Source organism: Streptomyces sp. 3211.6 (assembly GCF_003634815.1).
GTDB classification, from domain to species: Bacteria; Actinomycetota; Actinomycetes; order Streptomycetales; family Streptomycetaceae; genus Streptomyces; species Streptomyces katrae_A.
Genome location: NZ_RBXC01000001.1, coordinates 4,953,765 through 4,974,147 on the forward strand (window position 1 = coordinate 4,953,765; position 20,383 = coordinate 4,974,147).

The following is a 20,383-nucleotide window of genomic DNA, read 5'->3' on the forward strand; positions in this document are numbered from 1 at the left end:
CGCGCCATATTCCGGGTGCCCCGCGGCCCCCGGGGAAGGCTCAGCCCTGGTGGGGCCAGTACGTACGGCCCCACGCGCGCGGCCCCGGCCGCATCACGTGCCGCCGGGCGACCCGGGCCGGCGCCGCCCACTCGTCCGGGACCCGGGGCGCGCCCGACGGCGCGGAGGCCAGCGCCGCCGCGCGCGCGTGGACCACCGCCAGTGCGGCGGCCAGCTCCTCGGGGGTCGGGTTGCCCTTGACGACCTTGATCATCACTGTGAGCTCCTCGGGGACCTAGAGGGGGATGTTGCCGTGCTTCTTGGGGGGCAGCGACTCCCGCTTGGTGCGCAGCTGCCGCAGCCCCTTCACCACGTGGGCGCGGGTCTCGGACGGCATGGTCACCGCGTCGACGTAACCGCGCTCGGCGGCCGTGTACGGGTTGAGCAGGGTGTCCTCGTACTCGGTGATGAGCCGTGCCCGGGTCTCCTCCACCTCCTCCGGAGCGGCATCCGCGATCGTGCGCCGGTGCAGGATGTTCACCGCGCCCTGCGCGCCCATGACGGCGATCTGGGCGGTCGGCCAGGCCAGGTTCAGGTCCGCGCCGAGGTGCTTGGAGCCCATGACGTCGTAGGCGCCGCCGAAGGCCTTGCGGGTGATGACGGTGATGAGGGGGACGGTGGCCTCGGCGTAGGCGTAGATCAGCTTGGCCCCGCGCCGGATGATTCCGTTGTACTCCTGGTCGGTGCCGGGGAGGAAGCCCGGCACGTCGACGAACGTCAGGACGGGGATGTTGAAGGCGTCGCACGTCCGCACGAAGCGCGCGGCCTTCTCCGAGGCGTCGATGTCCAGGCAGCCGGCGAACTGCATCGGCTGGTTGGCGACCACGCCCACCGGGTGTCCCTCGACGCGGCCGAAGCCGGTGAGGATGTTCGGGGCGAACAGGGACTGCGTCTCCAGGAACTCCCCGTCGTCCAGCACGTGCTCAATCACAGTGTGCATGTCGTACGGCTGGTTCGCACTGTCCGGGATCAGCACGTCGAGTTCGAGGTCGGCGTCGGAGACCTCGGTGTCCGCCTCCTCCGGGAAGGCCGGGGGCTCGGAGAGGTTGTTGGACGGCAGGTACGCGAGGAGCGACTTCACGTACTCGATGGCGTCCTTCTCGTCGCCCGCCATGTGGTGCGCCACGCCCGAGGTGGAGTTGTGGGTGCGCGCACCGCCCAGCTCCTCGAAGCCGACGTCCTCGCCGGTGACCGTCTTGATGACGTCCGGGCCGGTGATGAACATGTGCGAGGTCTGGTCGACCATGACCGTGAAGTCGGTGATGGCCGGGGAGTAGACGGCGCCGCCGGCGCAGGGGCCGACGACCAGGCTGATCTGCGGGATCACCCCGGAGGCGTGGACGTTGCGGCGGAAGATCTCGCCGTACATGCCCAGCGCGCTGACGCCCTCCTGGATGCGGGCGCCGCCGGAGTCGTTGATGCCGATGACCGGGCAGCCGGTCTTCAGGGCGAAGTCCATCACCTTGATGATCTTCTGTCCGTAGACCTCGCCGAGGGCCCCGCCGAAGACGGTGAAGTCCTGGGAGAACACGGCCACCGGGCGGCCGTCGACGGTGCCGTAGCCGGTGACGACGCCGTCTCCGTAGGGCCTGGTCTTCTCCAGGCCGAAGTTGGTCGACCGGTGCCGGGCGAACTCGTCCAGCTCGACGAACGACCCCTCGTCCAGCAGCAGGGCCACCCGCTCACGTGCCGTCAGCTTGCCCTTGGCGTGCTGCTTCTCGACGGCGCGCCCGGAACCGGCGTGCGTGGCTTCCTCGACTCGGCGCCGCAGGTCCGCGAGCTTGCCCGCGGTCGTGTGGATGTCGATCGGCTCTGAGGGTTGGGACATCGGGGTCGCGGCTCCCTGTGTGGTGTCAACTGCCTGGTCAATTGATTGACTGCTGCTGGCTACTGGTGCGTAGCGTATCGGCGGGCATGGCGCTCGGCAGTGCGGCGTTTGACACACCTAGATTGGGTTGCATGACTCCACAAGATGCTTCAGCCGGAGCGACCCCGGGACGCTGGTCGAACCTGGACCGGCCGCCCCTGAACGCCTCCGTCCTGTCACGGGCGCTGGTCGCCGCGGACGGCCTGTGGACCTCGCTGGAGGTCGTCGCCTCCACCGGGTCCACCAACACCGATCTGGCGGCGCGGGCCGCCGGGCTGCCGGAGGGGGCCGTGCTGGTCGCCGAGGAGCAGACCGCCGGTCGGGGACGGCTCGACCGCAGCTGGGTCGCGCCCGCCCGGTCCGGGCTGTTCTTCTCCGTGCTGCTCAAGCCGGGGCCGGGCGTGCCCGAGGAGCGGTGGGCGTGGCTGGCCCTGCTCGCCGGGGTGGCCACGGCGACGGGCTTGTCGCGGGCGGCGGGCGTGGACACGCTGCTCAAATGGCCCAACGACCTCCTGGTGACCGTCGAGGGCGAGGAGCGCAAGGCCGGCGGGATCCTCGCCGAGCGGGTGGGTGACGGGGTGGTCATCGGGATCGGCCTCAACGTGACCCTCACCGAGGACGAGCTCCCCGTGCCGACGGCCGGCTCGCTGGCCCTCGCGAAGGCGACCGTGACCGACCGGGAACCGCTGCTGAAGGCCGTTCTGCGGTCCCTGGAGGAGTGGTACGGGCGCTGGCGCGACGCCGCGGGGGACCCGGGGGAGAGCGGGCTGCAGGAGACGTACGCGGCGGGCTGCGCCACGCTCGGCCGGCACGTCCGGGCGGACCTGCCGGGGGGCCGGGAGCTCGTCGGCACCGCCGAGGCGCTGGACACCGGCGGGCACCTGGTGATCCGGACGGCCGAGGGGGAGCGGGTGGCGGTGGGAGCGGGTGACGTGGTGCACCTGCGGCAGGTGAGGTAGAGGCTGGGTATAAGGGCCGGGCGCGGGGTCCGGCCGCGCGGTCCGGCCGCGCGGGTCCCCTGTCCGGCCGAAGCGGGCACGAGGCTCTGAGCCGAGGCGGCGCGCCTGGGGAACGGGTCCGGGCGGGCGGAGGAAACCGTGGCGCACGAGCGGTTTCCGAGCACGCACGGGCCCGTGAACCGGGCTCCGTCGCCCCGGAGGCGAAGGGCCTCCCTAAGAGGGGTGAGTGAGCTACGGCACACCTGCCGTATGGTTTAGGCGATCCCGATCGGGCTCCCCGGAATGCGCACGGAATGGACAGGAGGCGGCCCTTGACCGTCGGCGACTCAACGTCCAGCGCGTCCTCGTCCGGCTCCTCGGGCAGTCACGGGACACCGATCGGCCGGGACCGGCACACGCCCTTCCACGAGGTCGACCACGCGGCCCAGCCCACGGCAGATCCGCTCGCGATCCGGCTGGAGCATCTCATCCTGGGCGCCGAGCGGCGCTACACGCCCTTCCAGGCGGCCCGCAGCGCCGGTGTGTCGATGGAGCTCGCCTCCCGCTTCTGGCGGGCCATGGGCTTCGCGGACATCGGGCAGGCCAAGGCCCTGACGGAGGCGGACGTGCTGGCGCTGCGGCGCCTGGCGGGCCTGGTGGAGGCCGGGCTGCTGAGCGAGCCGATGGCGGTGCAGGTGGCGCGCTCCACCGGGCAGACCACCGCCCGGCTGGCGGAATGGCAGATCGACTCCTTCCTGGAGGGGCTGACGGAGCCGCCCGAGCCCGGGATGACCCGCACGGAGGTCACGTACCCGCTGGTCGAGCTGCTGCTGCCGGAGCTGGAGGAGTTCCTGGTCTACGTGTGGCGGCGCCAGCTGGCGGCGGCCACGGGCCGGGTGGTGCAGGTCGCGGACGACGAGGAGATGGTCGACCGGCGGCTCGCGGTGGGCTTCGCGGACCTGGTGGGCTTCACCCGGCTGACCCGGCGGCTGGAGGAGGAGGAGCTCGGCGAGCTGGTCGAGGCCTTCGAGACGACGGCGGCGGACCTGGTCGCCGCGCACGGCGGCCGGCTGATCAAGACGCTCGGCGACGAGGTGCTGTACGCCGCCGACGACGCGGCGACGGCGGCGGAGATCGCGCTGCGGCTGATCGAGACGATGGAGGCGGACGCGCAGATGCCGGAGCTGCGCGTGGGCATAGCGTTCGGCACGGTGACGACCCGGATGGGCGACGTGTTCGGGACGACGGTGAACCTGGCGAGCCGGCTGACCTCGATAGCGCCGAAGGACGCGGTGCTGGTGGACGGTGCGATGGCGGAGGAGCTGGGCCGCACGGGTGCGGCGCCGAAGTCGGAGAAGGACGCCGAGAACGAGGAGGGCGGCGGCTCGTACCGCTTCGCGCTCCAGCCGATGTGGCAGCGGCCGGTGCGCGGACTGGGTGTCGTGGAGCCCTGGTCGTTGACGCGGCGGACGCCTAAGATCCCCGGGTAACGTTCGTTAACTTTTCCGGGGAGAGTGTGCCGTGGGCGGGAGCGAAGTCCGGTTCGGGGAGTTCGTGGCGGTGCGGCGGCACGGTGACGGCGGGGTGGTCGCGGAGCTGGTGCTGGACCGGCCCAAGGCGATGAACGCCGTCTCGACGGAGATGGCCCGCTCGGTCTCCGCCGCCTGTGACGCGCTGGCGGCCGATCCCGGCGTACGGGTCGTCGTGCTCTCCTCGACGCACGAGCGGGCCTTCTGCGTGGGCGCCGACCTCAAGGAGCGCAACTCGCTGTCGGACGCCGAGCTGGTGCGGCAGCGGCCGACCACCCGGGGCGCGTACGGGGGCGTGCTGGAGCTGCCGATGCCGACGATCGCGGCGGTGCACGGCTTCGCGCTGGGCGGCGGCTTCGAGCTGGCGCTGGCCTGCGACGTGATCGTGGCCGACGAGACGGCCGTCGTGGGGCTGCCCGAGGTGTCGGTGGGCGTGATCCCCGGCGGCGGCGGTACGCAGCTGCTGCCGCGCCGGGTCGGGGCGGCGCGGGCCGCCGAGCTGATCTTCACCGCCCGCCGGGTGGAGGCGGCCGAGGCGCTGTCCCTGGGCCTGGTCGACGAGGTGGCACCGGCGGGCACCGACCGGGCGCGGGCCCTGGAGCTGGCCGCGGCGATGGCGGCGAACTCCCCGGTGGGGCTGCGGGCGGCCAAGCGGGCGCTGCGGCTGGGGCACGGGATGGACCTGGCGGCCGGGCTGGAGATCGAGGACGCGGCCTGGCGCACGGTGGCCTTCTCGGGCGACCGGGCGGAGGGCGTGGCGGCGTTCAACGAGAAGCGCAAGCCGCAGTGGCCGGGGGAGTAGACGGACCGGCGGTGCGGCTTCCGCTTCACCCGGTGATTTCGGATTCACCCCATCTCGCGCTATCCATCACTTAATCGGATAAAACTCCCTAATCTGGGGTGATGGGAGTTGACGGACGGCTTCGGGCCGTCGTGGGCCTCGCGCAGGCCATGGCGGCGGCCTGCGTGCCGCGGGACAGTGTCCGGGCTGCCGCCCGCGGGGCGCGGCTGGCGATGGACGGCTCCTTCGCCGCCATCTCCGCCTGGGAGCGGGAGCGGGGCCGGCTGCGGGTCCTGGTGAACGAGGGGGAGCTGCGGCCCGGGGAGGAGGAGTTCCCCGAGGACGAGTCCTACCCCGTCCACGACTTCCCCGAGATCACCGAGTTCCTGCACGAGCGCTGGGTCGGGGGCGGCGGTCCGCACGCCTGGGTCGACAGCGCCGACGGCGGCCGGCCGGGGCGCAGAGGGGCGGCCCTGCGGGCGCGCGGGCGCGGGACGTGCGTGGTGGCGCCGATCGTGCTCAGCGGGCGCGCCTGGGGGGAGCTGTACGTCGCCCGGAACGAGGGGCTGCCCGGATTCGACGACACCGACGCGGAGTTCGCGACCGTCCTGGCGGCCGTGGTGGCGGCAGGGCTCGCGCAGAACGAGCGACTGGAGGAGGCCCGGCGGCTGGCCTTCACCGACCCGCTGACCGGCCTGGCCAACCGGCGGGCCGTGGACATGCGGCTCGACGAGGCGCTGGAGGAGCACCGGCGCACGGGGGCGGTGGTGAGCCTGGTCGTCTGCGATCTCAACGGCCTCAAGAAGGTCAACGACACCCTCGGGCACGCGACCGGCGACCGGCTGCTGGAACGGTTCGGCTCGGTGCTCAGCCTGTGCGGGGCCATGCTCGCGGGCACGCTGGTCGCCCGGCTGGGCGGGGACGAGTTCTGCCTGGTCAGCGTCGGCCCGTCGGCGGACGAGGTGGTACGGGTCACCGAGGAGGTCTGCGTACGGGCGGCCGCGCTGGAGCTGGGGGAGGGCGTGGCCTGCGGGGTGGCCTCCACCGGGGACCCGATCGGGGCGGTGAAGTCCTCCCGGCGGCTGTTCCGACTGGCGGACGCCGCGCAGTACAAGGCGAAGGCCGCCCGTTCGGTGGGCCCGGTGGTCGCGGGCCGGGACACGGCGGTGGTCCGGCTGGCCGACGCGGCGGCGCGCGAGGCCCCGGGGGAGCGGAGACGGTTCCGGGGGCGGCAGTAGCCGGCGGGGTGGATCCGTAAGCGGTGGGGTTGATCCGTAAGGGGTAACCGGCGGACCCGATCGTGACATTTTCAGCTAGTGACATGAAGGGATTCAGTCCGTAGGGTGCTGAATATGGATATGCACACTGTCGTGGTGGGGACCTCCGGGACCACCGCCGAGGACGTCATCGCCGTCGCCCGAGGCAACGCGCGGGTCGAGCTGTCCGGCGAGGCGCTCGAAGCCCTCGGCCGCGCCCGCGAGATCGTCGACGCGCTCGCCGCCAAGCCCGAGCCCGTCTACGGCGTCTCGACCGGCTTCGGCGCCCTCGCCTCCCGGCACATCAGCCCCGAGCTGCGCGCGCAGCTCCAGCGCAACATCGTCCGCTCGCACGCCGCCGGCATGGGCCCGCGCGTCGAGCGCGAGGTCGTCCGCGCCCTGATGTTCCTGCGCCTGAAGACGGTGGCCTCCGGTCACACCGGCGTACGGCCCTCGGTCGCCCAGACCATGGCCGACCTGCTCAACGCCGGCATCACCCCCGTCGTCCACGAGTACGGCTCCCTCGGCTGTTCCGGCGACCTCGCGCCCCTGTCCCACTGCGCCCTCGCGCTCATGGGCGAAGGCGACGCCGAGGGCCCCGACGGCACCGTCCGCCCGGCCGGCGAACTCCTCGCCGAGCACGGCATCGAGCCCGTCGAGCTCCGTGAGAAGGAGGGCCTCGCCCTCCTCAACGGCACCGACGGCATGCTCGGCATGCTGGTCATGGCCCTCGCCGACCTGCGGACCCTCTACACCTCCGCCGACATCACCGCCGCCCTCACCCTGGAGGCGCTGCTCGGCACCGAGAAGGTCCTCGCGCCCGAGCTGCACGCCATCCGCCCCCACCCCGGCCAGGGCGCCGCCGCCGCCAACATGGCCGCCGTCCTGAAGGGCTCCGGGCTCACCGGGCACTTCCAGGAGGAGTCCGCGCCGCGCGTGCAGGACGCCTACTCCGTGCGCTGCGCCCCCCAGGTCGCCGGCGCCGGCCGCGACACCATCGCGCACGCCGCCCTCGTCGCCTCCCGCGAGCTGGCCTCCGCCGTCGACAACCCGGTCGTCCTGCCCGACGGCCGCGTCGAGTCCAACGGCAACTTCCACGGCGCGCCCGTGGCCTACGTCCTGGACTTCCTGGCCATCGCCGCCGCGGACCTCGGCTCGATCGCCGAACGGCGCACCGACCGGCTCCTCGACAAGAACCGCAGCCACGGCCTGCCGCCGTTCCTCGCCGACGACGCCGGCGTCGACTCCGGCCTGATGATCGCCCAGTACACGCAGGCCGCCCTGGTCAGCGAGATGAAGCGGCTCGCCGTCCCGGCGTCGGCCGACTCCATCCCGTCCTCCGCCATGCAGGAGGACCACGTCTCGATGGGCTGGTCGGCGGCACGCAAGCTGCGCACCGCGGTCGACAACCTGACCCGCATCATCGCCATCGAGCTGTACGCGGCCACCCGCGCCCTGGAGCTGCGCCACGGCCTCACCCCGGCCCCGGCCAGCCAGGCCGTCCTCGCGGCGGTCCGCGCGGCCGGCGTCGAGGGCCCCGGCCCGGACCGCTTCCTGGCCCCGGACCTCGCGGCGGCCGACGCCTTCGTCCGCGCGGGCGGCCTGGTGGCGGCGGTCGAGCCGGTGACGGGCCCGCTGGCGTAGGCCCACTACGTGCCGCGAGGCCGCGCTCCGGGGGGTGCCCGGGGCGCGGCCTCGCTTTTTCCCCCTCGAGGCACCCCGGCGGGCCGGTGGCTGCCCACCCGCCTCTGCGGCCGCCCCCGCGAGGCGGCGGCGAAAAGCCGACCGGTACCGGTGGTTGGCGGAACCCGACTCGGCGGTCTCAGGGAAGGGTTGGGGCTTTCCCGTCAGTCCCACTGTCCTTCCGGTCCGGCCCGCCCTGTCAAGGGCGCTCCCTTCGGTCGCGTCGCTTCGCGATCGCCTGCGGCGACCCTTGACAGCACGACCCGAACCGGAAAGACAAGGACTGCCGGGAAACCCCCAAAAGGACGGCACGGTCGTACCTGAGACATCCGGCGGGATCAGCGACCAGCCGGGGGGCCGGGGGCCGCCTCGCCAAGCATCTGGGCCGACGAGCCGTCGAATCGGGGCCGCGATCCGCAACAGATCGCTACGCGCTCCTCACTTCTCAGCGTCTACCAGCCGCCTGGGGTCGCTGCCCGCAGGAAGGGACGACAGGATCGTCATCCGGGGCCGGTGGGCGCATCAAATCGCTACGCGCTCCTGTCTTTTCGGCGTCCGGCGACCGCCTGGGGCCGCTGCCCGCACCCAAAGCCGACGGAATTGGCATCCGGAGCCGCCAGGCGCGCCAGATCGCTACGCGCTTCTCCTTTTTCGGCGTCCCACAGCCGACTGGGGCTGATACCTGCACCAAATGACGAACAGAGCAGCATCCGGGCTCGCGGGCGCGTCAGATCGCTACGCGCTGCCGAAATCCCGGCGTCCGGCGGCCGTCTGTGGCTGGTGGCGGCGCCAAAAGGCGATCCGCAGAGCATCCCGGCCCAAGACGGCCGCCAGCCGCCGAGATTTGAGGAGCGCGTAGCGATCTGACGCGCCTGGGGCCGCCTGATGGCCTTCTCATCGGCATTTGGTGCAGGCAGCGACCCCAGACGGCCGCCGGACGCCGAAAAGAGAGGAGCGCGTAGCGATTTGATGCGCCCACCGGCCCCGGATGACGCTCTGTTCGTCATTTGGTGCGGGTACCAGCCCCAGGCGGTCGCCGGCCGCCATAACCAGAGGAGCGCGTAGCGATCTGTCGCGGATCGCGGCCCCGGATGGCGATCCTGGCGGCCCGGATGCCCGGCGAGGCGGCCCCCGACCATCCCGCCTGGTCGCTGATGCCGCCGGATGTCCTATGAACGTCCGTCCCGTTCCTTTGGGGGTTTCCCGGCAGTCTTCGGCATTTCGCGGCGGGACGGCCTGTCAAGGGTCGCCGCAGGCGATCGCGAAGCGACGCGACGAAGGAGCGCCCTTGACAGGGCGGCCCGACGCGGAAGGACGATGAGACTGACGGGAAAGCCCCAACCCATCCCTGAGACCGCTGAGTGTGGTCCCGCCCTCCTGGGTGCCGGTGCGCTGTCCGGTTCCGGCCCGCGCGGGTCCCGTTGCGAGGTGGGTGGGCAAACACCGCCCCGCCCCCACCCCTCGAGGGGGCGATGGCGCGCCCCTACCCCACCCGGGCCCGGCGGACCGAGAAGGCCACGAAGCCTGCGCCCAGGCCCAGGCAGAGGGTGCCGCCCAGGACGTACGGGGTGGTGTCGATGCTGCCCGTGTCGGCCAGGGAGAGGACCGTGATCGTCGCGGGGTGTTCCTCCGGGGCGATGGTGCCGTCTCCGGTGCCCTCGCCCGTGACAGTGCCGGTATTGGCGGCGGCCGGGGCTCCGGTGGAGGTCTCGGGTGCCGGGGCGGTGGCGTTCGCCGACGGGACGAACCAGAGGGCGGCGAGGAGGGTGGTCGCTCCGAGAGCGGTGAGCAGCGGTCGAGGTGCGGACACGGTGCGATCCCCCTTGCGGAAGCAGCGAATTGGCCGTGTGCGCAGATGCTAGTGAAAGGGGCGGGTCGCGGGAAAGTCGAGGCTGTCAGGGGCTTACTCTCCGTCGTATGAACCCTTCTGAGACATCACGATACGTACGGCTTCGGGTGGATTTGGTGCTGGAGGTGTCGGATTCCGACGCCCTCATCGGTGCCGCTCTCGCGCACATCAAGGCCGACGAGTTCATGCCGGACGAGGAACGTGGCCACGCCGAGTCCGCGGTGAGGGAAGATGAGTCCGAGGCCCTGGCCTACCTCGTCGACCCGACCGACCTGGTCGCGGAGCTCGCCGGCGTGGAGCTGGCCCAGGCCTCCTGGAGCAGTGAGCCCGTCGAATACGACCCCGAGTCCCTGGAGTGGGACCTGGACGAGGAAGATGGGGTCTTCGAGGAAGAGGCAGACAACGCCTGACCGTGGGGTTGCACACATTCGAACGGAGTGTGGAACCGAACCGCGTCGTTAACGCGTTGTCAGGACGTGCAGGGGGGTGATGCCCCCTGCCCGGCCCGATCCCGGGAATGCAGCCTCGGGATTTCCGGCAACGATGGAGTGACGTGTGAGGACGTACAGCAAGCGGCGGCGAAGGTCTCTGGTGGCCGTGTCCGCCGTGCTCGGCGGCGTACTGATGCTTTCGGCCTGCAACGACGGGGGTGCCGACAAGTCTCAGGGCGGTGGTTCGGCCAAGTCCCAGGCCGATGTCGACGCGGCGGCGGCGAAGGACGCTTCCAAGGCGAAGATAGCGATCACGCCGAAGGACGGCGCGACCAACATAGCCACGACCGACGGAGCGAGCGTCACGGTCAGCGACGGTACGCTCACCAAGGTCGAGCTGAAGAGCGCCGACGGTACGGCCGTCGAGGGCAAGATCGCGGCCGACGGCAAGAGCTGGAAGCCGGACGGCGCGCTGAAGCGTTCCACGAAGTACGCCCTGGCGGCGACCGCGAAGGACGAGGCCGGGCGCGAGGCGCACGAGAACACCTCCTTCACCACCCTGTCGCCCGAGAACAGCTTCATCGGCGACTACACGCCGGAAGACGGCCAGACGGTCGGCGTGGGCATGCCGGTCTCGATCAACTTCAACAAGCCGATCAAGGACATGAAGGCCGTCCAGGCGGCGATCACGGTCACCTCCAGCAGCGGCCAGGAGGTCGTCGGCCACTGGTTCGGCAACCAGCGCCTGGACTTCCGTCCCGAGGAGTACTGGAAGGCCAACTCCACCGTCACGCTGAAGCTGGCGCTCCAGGGCGTGCAGGGCGCGCCCGGCATCCAGGGCGTGCAGAACAAGACCGTCACCTTCAAGATCGGCCGGAGCCAGGTCTCCACGGTCGACACGAAGACCAAGAAGATGACGGTCACCCGCGACGGACAGGTCCTCAAGACCATCCCGATCTCGGCGGGCTCCCCGGAGAACCCGACCTACAACGGTCAGATGGTGATCTCCGAGAAGTTCAAGGAGACCCGGATGGACGGCTCGACCGTCGGCTTCAAGAACAGTGAGGGCAAGGGCGAGTACGACATCAAGGACGTCCCGCACGCGATGCGGCTGTCCACGTCGGGCACGTTCATCCACGGCAACTACTGGGGCGCCGACTCGATCTTCGGCAGCGTGAACACCAGCCACGGCTGTGTCGGCCTGAACGACTCCAAGGGCGCCAACGACCCGGACACGGCCGGTGCGTGGTTCTACGAGAACTCGCTCATCGGTGACGTGGTCACCGTGGTCAACTCCCCGGACAAGACCATCAAGCCGGACAACGGTCTCAACGGCTGGAACATGAGCTGGGCCGAGTGGAAGGCCGGACCGTCCGCCTGATGTGACGTGGTGTGTCGTGGTGTGATGTAACGGTCAGCCGGTAGGCGTGAACGGCGGGGAGCCCTCCTTCGGGGCTCCCCGCCGTTCTGCTTACGGTCACCGACCGCCCTCGTCGCTCAGCCCTCGTCGCTCAGACCCGCTCCTCCCCGGGTGCGGGCGCCGGCGCCGGCGCCGGGCCGGATGCCGTCGGCGGCGGCATGGGGGCCGTCCACGACGACAGCAGCCGCAGGGCGTCCGCCGACGGGGAGCCCGGGGCGGCGTGGAAGGTGACCAGGAACTGGGCCGGGTCGTCGGGCAGGGTCAGCGTCTCGAAGGACAGCTCCAGCTCGCCCACGAGGGGGTGGCGCAGCTGCTTCACCCCGTGCGTCTTGTCGGCCACCGTGTGCGCCGCCCACAGCCGGCGGAACTCCTCGTTCTTCACCGACAGCTCCCCGACCAGCGCCGTCAGCTGCTCGTCGTCGGGGTGCTGGCCGGCGTACAGCCGCAGGTTGCTGACCACCTCGCAGGCCCGGCACTCCCAGTCCGCGTACAGCTCCGCCGTCGCCGGGTCCAGGAACACCAGCCGCACCAGGTTCCGCTCCGCCGGCGGGTGCGCCCCGAAGTCGCCGAACACGGCCGCGGCCAGCCGGTTCCAGCCGATCACGTCCTGGCGCCGCCCCACCAGGTACGCCGGTACGCCCTCCATCGCGTCCAGCAGCGTGCGCAGCTCCGGGCGGACCTGCTGGGGGCGCCGGGAGCGGCCGCCCCTGCGGATGCGGGGGCTCGCCAGGTGGTTCAGGTGCGCCGTCTCCGTGTCGCCCAGGCGCAGCGCCCGCGCGACGGCGTCCAGCACCTCCGCCGACACGTTGTGGCCGTGGCCCTGCTCCAGGCGCGTGTAGTACGCCACCGACACCCCGGCCAGCTGCGCCAGCTCCTCCCGGCGCAGCCCCGGCACGCGGCGGCGTCGGCCGTAGTCGGGCAGGCCCACGTCCTCGGGGCGCAGCCGGGCGCGGCAGGTGCGGAGGAAGTCCCCCAGTTCGGCTCGTTGGTCCAGGTGGTGGTCCATAGCGCAAGTATCCGTGCCGGGGCGGCGCCGCGCGGGGCCCAGCCTGACCCCGCCAGGGGTAGGCACGGCAGTCCTAGGCTCAGCAGGGGTCTGGGCCGCCGTACCGTGCCGGGGCATCGTGGAGGCCGTCGCACCACCCGACGCCCGGCCGTCCGGAGATCCCAGGACCGGAAGATCCGAAGACCACAGGATCCGAAGACCAGAGGATCCGAAGATCCGCACGGCCGGCGTCCCTGTCCGAGGAGAACACCCCATGTCCGTCACCCAGGTAGCCGCCTACGCCGCCCCGGCCCCCAAGGCCCCCCTGGAGCGCACCACCGTGCCGCGCCGCCCGGTCGGCGAGCACGACGTCCTCATCGAGATCAAGTACAGCGGCATCTGCCACTCCGACATCCACCAGGCCCGCGACGGCTGGGGCGAGGGCATCTTCCCCATGGTCCCGGGCCACGAGATCGCCGGAGTGGTCACCGAGGTCGGCGCGGGGGTCACGAAGTACGCGGTCGGCGACCGCGTGGGCGTCGGCTGCTTCGTCGACAGCTGCCGGGAGTGCGAGTACTGCCTGGCGGGGCAGGAGCAGCACTGCGTCGAGGGGATGACGGGCACGTACAACGCCCTCGACAGGAACGGCGAGCCCACGTACGGCGGTTACTCCACGCACCTGGTCGTCGACGAGAACTACGCCGTCCGCATCCCCGAGGGCCTGTCCCTCGACGTGGCCGCGCCGCTGCTGTGCGCCGGGATCACCCTGTACGCGCCGCTGAAGCACTGGGGGGCGGGCCCGGGCAAGAAGGTCGCGATCGTCGGCCTGGGCGGCCTCGGGCACATGGGCGTGAAGATCGCGCACGCCCTGGGCGCGGAGGTGACCGTCCTGTCGCAGTCCCTGCGCAAGCAGGAGGACGGCCTGCGGCTGGGCGCCGACCACTACTACGCGACCGCCGACGAGGCCACGTTCCAGGAGCTCAAGGGACGCTTCGACCTGATCGTCTCGACGGTCTCGGCCCCGCTCGGCCTCGACCGCTACCTGGGCCTGCTGCGGGTCGGCGGCGCACTGGTGAACGTCGGTGCCCCGGAGGAGCCGGTGGAGCTGAACCTGTTCTCCGTCATCGGCGGCAACAAGACGCTGGCCGGCTCCATGATCGGCGGGATCGCCGAGACCCAGGAGATGCTCGACTTCTGCGCCGAGCACGGGCTGGGCTCGGAGATCGAGGTGATCAGCGGCGAGCAGATCAACGAGGCCTACGAGCGCGTCCTGGCCAGCGACGTCCGCTACCGCTTCGTGATCGACACCTCGACGATCTAACCCCCGGGCCCTCCCGGCCGGCCAGATCGACGAGCTGCCCGGCCAGGGGTTCGACCTCGGTCACGGCCTCGGAAGGAAGACCGCCCGCGAGGGCCCCGCCGCCGGCGTACCCAGGGCGTAGGGGCCGCCCCCGTCCGAAAGGGCGAAATGGCCGCTCCGGCGGGGACGGCCCGCCGGGGCGGCCGGGGCTTACGCCCCCGGGGCCGGGGCCACGCCGATCGGGCAGGAGACGCCCGTGCCGCCGATGCCGCAGTAGCCGCCGGGGTTCTTGTCGAGGTACTGCTGGTGGTACGGCTCCGCCGGCCAGAAGGGGCGGGTGTCCGCCGGGAGGACGGCCGTGGTGATCGTGCCGTAGCCCGAGGACGTGAGGACGCGCTGGTAGGCGTCGCGGGAGGCTTCGGCGGCCTTCTGGTGGGCGGGGGAGTGGGTGTAGACCGCCGAGCGGTACTGGGTGCCGACGTCGTTGCCCTGGCGGAAGCCCTGGGTGGGGTCGTGGGACTCCCAGAAGAGCTTCAGGAGGGTTTCGTAGGAGACGACGGCCGGGTCGAAGACCACGCGGACGACCTCCGTGTGGCCCGTGAGGCCCGAGCAGACCTCCTCGTACGACGGGTTCTGCGTGTAGCCGCCCTGGTAGCCGGCCAGGGTGGTCCACACCCCGGGGGTCTGCCAGAACTTGCGCTCCGCGCCCCAGAAGCAGCCCAGGCCGAAGTCGGCGACCTCCAGGCCTTCGGGGTAGGGGCCGGCCAGGGGGTTGCCGAGGACCGTGTGGCGCTCGGGCAGGGAGAACTGCGCTTCGGCGCGGCCCTTCAGGGCCTCCTCGCGGGTGGGCAGCTCGGGCGTGCGGCGGTACGAGAACATGGGATCCCTCCTTGTGGGAGGGACAACGGACGGGGGCGGGCGGGGATTCCCTCCCCGCCCGCCCCGGCGCTCACGCGTCCGCCGCCGTCACGTTCACCGCCCAGTCGCGGGCGTACAGGTAGCGCCGCTTCGGCTCCCCGGCGTACGTCCACGGAACGGCCCCGATGTGTCCGTCGACGTGGCGGAACTGCTCGACGGCCTCCGCGTCACGGTCCTGCCAGAACAGCAGGTAGGCCAGCATGTGCCGCATCCGCGGGGTACCGGGGTGCGCGTCGCCGGCGGCGGCCAGGTCCGCGAGGGCCGCGTCCACCGCGGCGACGATCTCCGGCTCCTTGTAGTACGTCTCCGGCAGGAGGTCGGCCTCGTGCGTCTCCCGCTCGAAGTACGCCATGAGCGGGAGCAGGGTCAGCAGGTCGCCGGGCTTCCCGGCGGCCGCCGACGCGCGGGCGTACTCCATGGCCAGGTCGTGCGAGCCCCGCCACTTCGCGCACCAGTACTGCAGGCCCGCGACGTGCGACCACAGCACGCGCGGGGCGCGTTCGGTGATCTGCTCCCACAGCTCCCGGTAGCGCTCGTGCGAGTAGCCCAGGCCCATGGCGATGGCCTGCTCGACGACGTACGGGCAGGGGTCCGCGGGAGCGGCCAGGTGCTGCGCCTCGTGCGCGTCGGCCTGCGCCTTGGTGAGCAGCTGGCGGAAGAGGCGGAACTGTTCCTGCGTGGTGCGGCGGCCGGACTGGCTGCCCCGCACGTTCCAGGCCACCATCACGCTGGTGTCGGCGTTGACCAGTGCCGCGGTGGGGTCGGCGGGCCGGGCGGCGCGCCAGGCCAGCAGCCAGGCGTCGTCCTCCGCGGCGGCTTCCGCCAGCGGGCGCACCCGCTCCAGCCGCTCCTGCCAGTCCTGCCCGGCGGCCTCGACGTACGCGGCGGCGGCCTCCCAGTCGCCCGAGCGGGCGGCTTCCAGGACGGTGCGGCGCTCGGCCGGGACCGGGGCGGGGTGGTCGGTGTCGAGGTCGGCCTCCGCGACGAAGCCCAGCGCGACGACCGCGGCCGCCTTGCGGGCCTGCTCGTCGGCTTCGGCGGCCTCCGTCCGCGCGTTCAGGGTGGCGATCTCCGCTTCGAGCCGCTTGGCCTTGCGGATGAGGAGCACCCCGCGCAGCACCCAGCAGGCGACGGCGAGCAGCAGGACGCCGAGGACGGCGAGTACGACGGTCACGGGGCGAGCACCAGCTTCCGCAGGAGGCCGGTGTCGGGCTGGTCGGCGACGGCCGCGTCGAGGGCGGGGCCGAGTTCGTCCTCGAAACCGGGGACGGGGTAGGACAGGGTGGCCAAGTCCGACCACGACAGTTCCCAGCGGGCGGCGCCGCGGGCGAGCAGTTCGACGGTGACCAGCTGGCCGAGGGCGCGCCGGACGACCGGGCGGGCGTACTCGCGGGCGGTGCGGCCGGTCGCGGCCTGCGCCTCCTCGGACTTCGGGAAGTGGTCGGCGATCCGCCAGCGCACCGCCGGGTCGGCGTCGATGGCGTCCAGCAGGGCGTCCAGGCCGGGGCCGGCGCCCTCCGCGGTGACGGCCTCGCGGATCTCCTCGGCGCCCCGGCCGACGTAGGTGGTCATCGACCGGTGGACGAGCTCGTCCCAGTCCACGCGGCTCAGCGCGAGGGCTTCGGGGGTGAGGACGACCTGCTCCAGCGCGGCCAGCGCCTCCTGCGGGGAGGAGAGCAGCTCCAGGGCCGGGCGGGCCGCCTGGCCGGTGCGGCCGTCGTCGGGCAGGGCTTCGATGCGGGCCACGCGCTCGGCGAGCGCGGGGTGCGAGTCGAAGGGGGAGGCGGGCTCGGTGGACAGCTCGCGGCGCAGGTCGTCCAGCTCGTCGGACCGGGCGTCGAGGAGGTGGCGGAGCCCGCCGAAGACCTGGCCGGGACGCGGCAGCAGGCCGGCGCCGACGCCGAGGGTGGCGTACGAGCTCATGTAGAAGCCGTGCGCCGAGTCGAGGGCGTTCAGCTCGCGCAGCGCGGAGGCGGCGGAGTCGCGGCCGGCGACGCGCACCGAGGCGAGGTCGGCGGCGAGTTCCTGGCGGCGCGAGGAGGAGAGGGTGGCGCGCATGTAGAAGTGGGCGTACCCGGTGTAGATCTTCGCCATGGCGCGGTAGGAGGCGCCCGCGCCGTCGGTGTCGATCTCCTTGGCCTTCTTGCCCTTGGCGATCCGCTTCTCGGCGCGCTTCTCCTGCCGGGCCCGCTCCTTGGCCTCGGTGTTGTCGGCGCGGTCGTGGAAGTGGCCGATGGTGCGCACCAGCTGCGCGCGGCCGCGGGCGATGAGCGGGGTGAGGCGGGTGTCGAAGTTGGCGTAGTGGCCCATCTCGTGGGCGAGGACGGCGCGCAGCTGCATCTCGTCCAGGCCGGTCATCAGGGGCAGGCCGAGGTAGAGGCGCCGGGTGCCGGCGCGCAGGCCGAGGAACGTCGCGTCCTCGGAGACGGCGGCGTTGACCTCGTCGATCAGCACGATCTCGTCGGGGGCACGGGTGCCGACCTGGTCGGCGACCTCGCGGACGGCCTGCCACAGGGCGGGCTCCTGCGCAGGGGTGACGCGGACGCCGGGCAGGGGTTCGGGCTTGGGGGTGCGGAGCATGAACATGCCGCGCACGATCGGGACGGCGAGGACCACGGTGCCGATGACGATCTTGCCGGCGGCCGCGCCGTGCAGCCAGGAGAAGGTCGCCCAGTCGACGAGTCCGAGGACGGCGAGCAGGACGACGCTCAGCAGGTAGAAGCCTGCGAGCAGGACGAGGGCGCGCAGAGCGCGCAGCGAAGCGCCCATATGGACGGGGTCCCCCCACGGGATGGTGCGGTCTTTGACGCGCAGTTTGTGCGATGTTTACGCGCACCTTACGTCCCGGGGCGGACGGGCGGGAGCGGGGGGCACCGGAGGGTACGGGCCGCCCGCTGGGCAGGGGCCGCCCGGCGGGGCGCGGCCCGGGGCGGCCGCCCCCGCCCCCGGGCCACAGGTCAGTGGTGCGGCAGCGTGGCCGGAGAGCCGCCGTTCGCCTCGTACCCGGCCACCGCCAGCGCCCGGACCAGCGCGTACGCGTGCGCCGGGTCCTCGGACACCGACCACGGCAGCGCGCCCACATAGCCGTCCACGTGCCGCACCTGCTCCATCGCCTCCGCCCAGCGCTCCATCCGCACCAGGAACCACAGCAGCAGGTGCCGCACGTGCGCCAGCATCGGATCGTCCGCCCGCGCCTGGTGCACCGCGAACAGGGCCCCGTCCACCGCCCGCGAGACGACCGCCGTACGCCCGAAGTCGTTCACCAGCAGCTGGTCGGGGAGGTTCTCGTACACGGAGAACAGCGGCAGCGCCGCCAGCAGCGACCCGTGCGGGGCGCGGGCCGCGGCCGCCTCGGCGAAGGCGGCGGCCTTCTCCCGCGAGCCGTGCCACTTCTCGCACCAGTAGTGCAGTGCCGCCAGGTGCGCGCCCATGTGCGCGGGCGCCACGTCGAGCACCTTCGCCCACAGCGCGTCGAACTCGGCCTCCGAGTAGGCCAGTCCCCGCGCGACCGCCAGCTCCGTGATGAACGGCACCGGGTCGCCCGGCGACAGCAGCGCCGCCCTGCGGCAGGCCTCCCGCGCCTCCTCCAGGATGATCCGGTGGTCCTGCGCGCCCACCCCGCCGGAGGACCGCCAGGCCTGCTGCACCAGCAGCTCCGCGTGCACCTGCGCGCCGCCCGCGTCCTTCTCGGCCTCCAGCCGCCACGCCTTCAGCCACGGCGCCCCGGCCCCGGGCCGCCGTACGAGGTCCAGCGCCGCCGCCCCGCCGAAGGCCTGCACCCGCTGCCAGCGCTGCTCGCCGTCCTTCGGGGTCCCGGCGAGCAGGGCGGATGCGGCCTGCCACCCGCCGCCGCGCTGGACGTTCCCCAGGGCGTCCATCAAATCCGGGTCGGGCCCGGGCACCCGGACGTCGAGCTCCTCCTGCCGCACGAACCCGTAGTCGGCGGGGTCGGCGGCGTCGGGGCTGCCGGGCGACACCAGGCGCAGGCCGCCGCCGCGGCGGACCCGTACGAACCGATAGATCATGACGCCGGCCAGCACCAGCATCATCAGGACCCAGATCATCTGCATGTCTCCCAGCGAACCAGACCCGGCGGGGCGAACGCGAATGCGTGACCGATCCCGGCGCGCGCTCCCCGGCCGGGTCAGCGCGGGATCACGGCGGCGTCAGGCCAGGAGAGGACCACGGGCCGCGCACGGCATAGCATCTGCCCCATGAGCGACGACAGCCACGAGCACCAGAGCTTCGAGACCCACGCGATCCACGCGGGCAACACGGCGGACCCGCAGACCGGTGCGGTCGTACCCCCGATCTACCAGGTGTCCACCTACAAGCAGGACGGTGTGGGCGGCCTGCGCGGCGGATACGAGTACAGCCGCAGCGGCAACCCCACCCGCACCGCGCTGGAGGAGAACCTGGCCGCGCTCGAAGGCGGCCGCCGCGGCCTGGCCTTCGCGTCCGGGCTCGCCGCAGAGGACTGCCTGCTGCGCACCCTGCTCGCCCCGGGCGACCACGTGGTCATCCCCAACGACGCCTACGGCGGCACCTTCCGCCTCTTCGCGAAGGTCGTCTCCCGCTGGGGCGTGGAGTGGTCGGTCGCCGACACCTCCGACGCCGCCTCCGTGCGCGCCGCGATCACCCCGAAGACCAAGCTCATCTGGGTCGAGACCCCCTCGAACCCGCTGCTGGGCATCACCGACATCGCGGTGGTCGCGGACATCGCCCGCACGGCCGGCGCCAAGCTCGTCGTCGACAACACCTTCGCCTCCCCCTACCTCCAGCAGCCCCTCGCACTCGGCGCCGACGTCGTCGTGCACTCGCTGACCAAGTACATGGGCGGCCACTCCGACGTGGTCGGCGGCGCCCTCGTCACGGCGGACGAGGCCCTTGGCGAGGAACTCGCCTACCACCAGAACGCCATGGGCGCCGTGGCCGGGCCGTTCGACTCCTGGGTGGTGCTGCGCGGCATCAAGACCCTGGCCGTGCGCATGGACCGGCACGCCGAGAACGCCGCGAAGATCGTGGAGGTGCTCCAGCGCCACCCGAAGGTCACCAAGGTCCTCTACCCGGGCCTGCCCGAGCACCCGGGCCACGAGGTCGCCGCCAAGCAGATGCGCAACTTCGGCGGCATGGTCTCCTTCCAGGTCGCCGGCGGCGAGGAGGAGGCCGTCGCGGTCTGCGGCCGCACGAAGATCTTCACCCTGGCCGAGTCCCTGGGCGGCGTCGAATCCCTGATCGAGCACCCGGGCCGCATGACCCACGCCTCGGTGGCCGGTTCGGCCCTGGAGGTCCCCGCGGACCTGATCCGCCTGTCCGTCGGCATCGAGAACGCCGACGACCTGATCGCGGACCTCACCCAGGCCCTCGGCTAGTCCGCCACCGGCCGC

Annotated in this window: 17 protein-coding genes; 9 read left to right on the forward strand and 8 right to left on the reverse strand. The window is 72.5% G+C overall.

From position 1 onward, the window contains the following. Positions 1–40: 40 nt before the first annotated feature. Both BX286_RS23040 and BX286_RS23045 read right to left on the reverse strand, forming a co-directional pair. Positions 41–253 carry an acyl-CoA carboxylase epsilon subunit gene (locus BX286_RS23040; RefSeq protein ID WP_079429458.1) on the reverse strand — a complete coding sequence of 71 codons (213 nt, stop codon included), beginning with the start codon at positions 251–253 and terminating at the stop codon, positions 41–43. Positions 254–274: 21 nt separating this feature from the next. Next, positions 275–1,867 (reverse strand): acyl-CoA carboxylase subunit beta, encoded by a 1,593-nt coding sequence (locus BX286_RS23045; protein ID WP_121016201.1) that lies wholly within the window; start codon positions 1,865–1,867, stop codon positions 275–277. Between the two features lie 131 nt (positions 1,868–1,998). On the opposite strand from BX286_RS23045, the gene BX286_RS23050 reads away from it, so the two are divergent. From BX286_RS23050 to hutH, 5 genes are all read left to right on the forward strand, one after another. After that, positions 1,999–2,865 (forward strand): biotin--[acetyl-CoA-carboxylase] ligase, encoded by an 867-nt coding sequence (locus BX286_RS23050; protein ID WP_079429460.1) that lies wholly within the window; start codon positions 1,999–2,001, stop codon positions 2,863–2,865. A 311-nt stretch (positions 2,866–3,176) separates the two neighbouring features. Beyond that, positions 3,177–4,334 (forward strand): adenylate/guanylate cyclase domain-containing protein, encoded by a 1,158-nt coding sequence (locus tag BX286_RS23055; protein WP_121016203.1) that lies wholly within the window; start codon positions 3,177–3,179, stop codon positions 4,332–4,334. 31 nt (positions 4,335–4,365) lie between these two features. After that, a complete protein-coding gene (locus BX286_RS23060; RefSeq protein ID WP_079429462.1) occupies positions 4,366–5,175 on the forward strand; it encodes an enoyl-CoA hydratase/isomerase family protein in 810 nt (269 codons plus the stop codon). 101 nt (positions 5,176–5,276) lie between these two features. Further along, entirely contained in the window at positions 5,277–6,392 is a 1,116-nt protein-coding gene (locus BX286_RS23065; RefSeq protein ID WP_079429463.1) for a GGDEF domain-containing protein, read from the forward strand. Positions 6,393–6,512: 120 nt separating this feature from the next. Continuing rightward, positions 6,513–8,054 (forward strand): histidine ammonia-lyase, encoded by a 1,542-nt coding sequence (gene hutH / locus BX286_RS23070; protein ID WP_079429464.1) that lies wholly within the window; start codon positions 6,513–6,515, stop codon positions 8,052–8,054. 1,522 nt (positions 8,055–9,576) lie between these two features. On the opposite strand, the gene BX286_RS23080 is transcribed toward hutH, so the two are convergent. Further along, positions 9,577–9,903, reverse strand: a complete 327-nt coding sequence (locus BX286_RS23080; protein WP_237293066.1) for an LPXTG cell wall anchor domain-containing protein — start codon at positions 9,901–9,903, stop codon at positions 9,577–9,579. Between the two features lie 164 nt (positions 9,904–10,067). Between BX286_RS23080 and BX286_RS37530 the strand changes: the two genes are divergently transcribed. Together BX286_RS37530 and BX286_RS23090 are read left to right on the forward strand one after the other, a co-directional pair. Next, the gene (locus BX286_RS37530) at positions 10,068–10,352 is read left to right on the forward strand and encodes a hypothetical protein (protein ID WP_237293067.1); all 285 of its coding nucleotides are present in this window, start codon (positions 10,068–10,070) and stop codon (positions 10,350–10,352) included. 145 nt (positions 10,353–10,497) lie between these two features. After that, positions 10,498–11,754, forward strand: a complete 1,257-nt coding sequence (locus BX286_RS23090) for an Ig-like domain-containing protein (RefSeq protein WP_100863011.1) — start codon at positions 10,498–10,500, stop codon at positions 11,752–11,754. Between the two features lie 130 nt (positions 11,755–11,884). Here BX286_RS23090 and BX286_RS23095 read toward each other — a convergent pair whose 3' ends face one another. After that, positions 11,885–12,799, reverse strand: a complete 915-nt coding sequence (locus BX286_RS23095) for a helix-turn-helix transcriptional regulator (RefSeq protein WP_260338020.1) — start codon at positions 12,797–12,799, stop codon at positions 11,885–11,887. Between the two features lie 253 nt (positions 12,800–13,052). Between BX286_RS23095 and BX286_RS23100 the strand changes: the two genes are divergently transcribed. Then, positions 13,053–14,099 carry an NAD(P)-dependent alcohol dehydrogenase gene (locus BX286_RS23100; RefSeq protein ID WP_100863010.1) on the forward strand — a complete coding sequence of 349 codons (1,047 nt, stop codon included), beginning with the start codon at positions 13,053–13,055 and terminating at the stop codon, positions 14,097–14,099. Positions 14,100–14,288: 189 nt separating this feature from the next. Here BX286_RS23100 and msrA read toward each other — a convergent pair whose 3' ends face one another. The 4 genes from msrA to BX286_RS23120 all read right to left on the reverse strand — a co-directional run bounded on the left by msrA (position 14,289) and on the right by BX286_RS23120 (position 19,066). Beyond that, positions 14,289–14,957: a peptide-methionine (S)-S-oxide reductase MsrA gene (gene msrA, locus BX286_RS23105; protein WP_079429469.1), complete on the reverse strand. Its 669-nt coding sequence runs from the start codon at positions 14,955–14,957 to the stop codon at positions 14,289–14,291. Between the two features lie 70 nt (positions 14,958–15,027). Further along, entirely contained in the window at positions 15,028–16,170 is a 1,143-nt protein-coding gene (locus tag BX286_RS23110) for a hypothetical protein (protein ID WP_121016206.1), read from the reverse strand. After that, the gene (locus BX286_RS23115) at positions 16,167–17,765 is read right to left on the reverse strand and encodes a M48 family metallopeptidase (RefSeq protein ID WP_121016207.1); all 1,599 of its coding nucleotides are present in this window, start codon (positions 17,763–17,765) and stop codon (positions 16,167–16,169) included. The genes BX286_RS23110 and BX286_RS23115 overlap by 4 nt, the downstream gene beginning before the upstream one ends. Before the next feature lie 188 nt (positions 17,766–17,953). Next, positions 17,954–19,066: a hypothetical protein gene (locus BX286_RS23120; RefSeq protein ID WP_079429472.1), complete on the reverse strand. Its 1,113-nt coding sequence runs from the start codon at positions 19,064–19,066 to the stop codon at positions 17,954–17,956. 144 nt (positions 19,067–19,210) lie between these two features. Between BX286_RS23120 and BX286_RS23125 the strand changes: the two genes are divergently transcribed. Continuing rightward, entirely contained in the window at positions 19,211–20,368 is a 1,158-nt protein-coding gene (locus BX286_RS23125) for a cystathionine gamma-synthase (protein WP_121016209.1), read from the forward strand. Positions 20,369–20,383 lie beyond the last annotated feature (15 nt).

Bases quoted from the DNA above. Each gene is read 5' to 3' on its own strand.
- BX286_RS23040 (WP_079429458.1), bottom strand. From the start codon at position 253: ATGATCAAGGTCGTCAAGGGCAACCCGACCCCCGAGGAGCTGGCCGCC.
- BX286_RS23045 (WP_121016201.1), bottom strand. From the start codon at position 1,867: ATGTCCCAACCCTCAGAGCCGATCGACATCCACACGACCGCGGGCAAG.
- BX286_RS23050 (WP_079429460.1), top strand. From the start codon at position 1,999: ATGACTCCACAAGATGCTTCAGCCGGAGCGACCCCGGGACGCTGGTCG.
- BX286_RS23065 (WP_079429463.1), top strand. From the start codon at position 5,277: ATGGGAGTTGACGGACGGCTTCGGGCCGTCGTGGGCCTCGCGCAGGCC.
- hutH (WP_079429464.1), top strand. From the start codon at position 6,513: ATGCACACTGTCGTGGTGGGGACCTCCGGGACCACCGCCGAGGACGTC.
- BX286_RS23095 (WP_260338020.1), bottom strand. From the start codon at position 12,799: ATGGACCACCACCTGGACCAACGAGCCGAACTGGGGGACTTCCTCCGC.
- BX286_RS23100 (WP_100863010.1), top strand. From the start codon at position 13,053: ATGTCCGTCACCCAGGTAGCCGCCTACGCCGCCCCGGCCCCCAAGGCC.
- msrA (WP_079429469.1), bottom strand. From the start codon at position 14,957: ATGTTCTCGTACCGCCGCACGCCCGAGCTGCCCACCCGCGAGGAGGCC.
- BX286_RS23115 (WP_121016207.1), bottom strand. From the start codon at position 17,765: ATGGGCGCTTCGCTGCGCGCTCTGCGCGCCCTCGTCCTGCTCGCAGGC.
- BX286_RS23120 (WP_079429472.1), bottom strand. From the start codon at position 19,066: ATGCAGATGATCTGGGTCCTGATGATGCTGGTGCTGGCCGGCGTCATG.
- BX286_RS23125 (WP_121016209.1), top strand. From the start codon at position 19,211: ATGAGCGACGACAGCCACGAGCACCAGAGCTTCGAGACCCACGCGATC.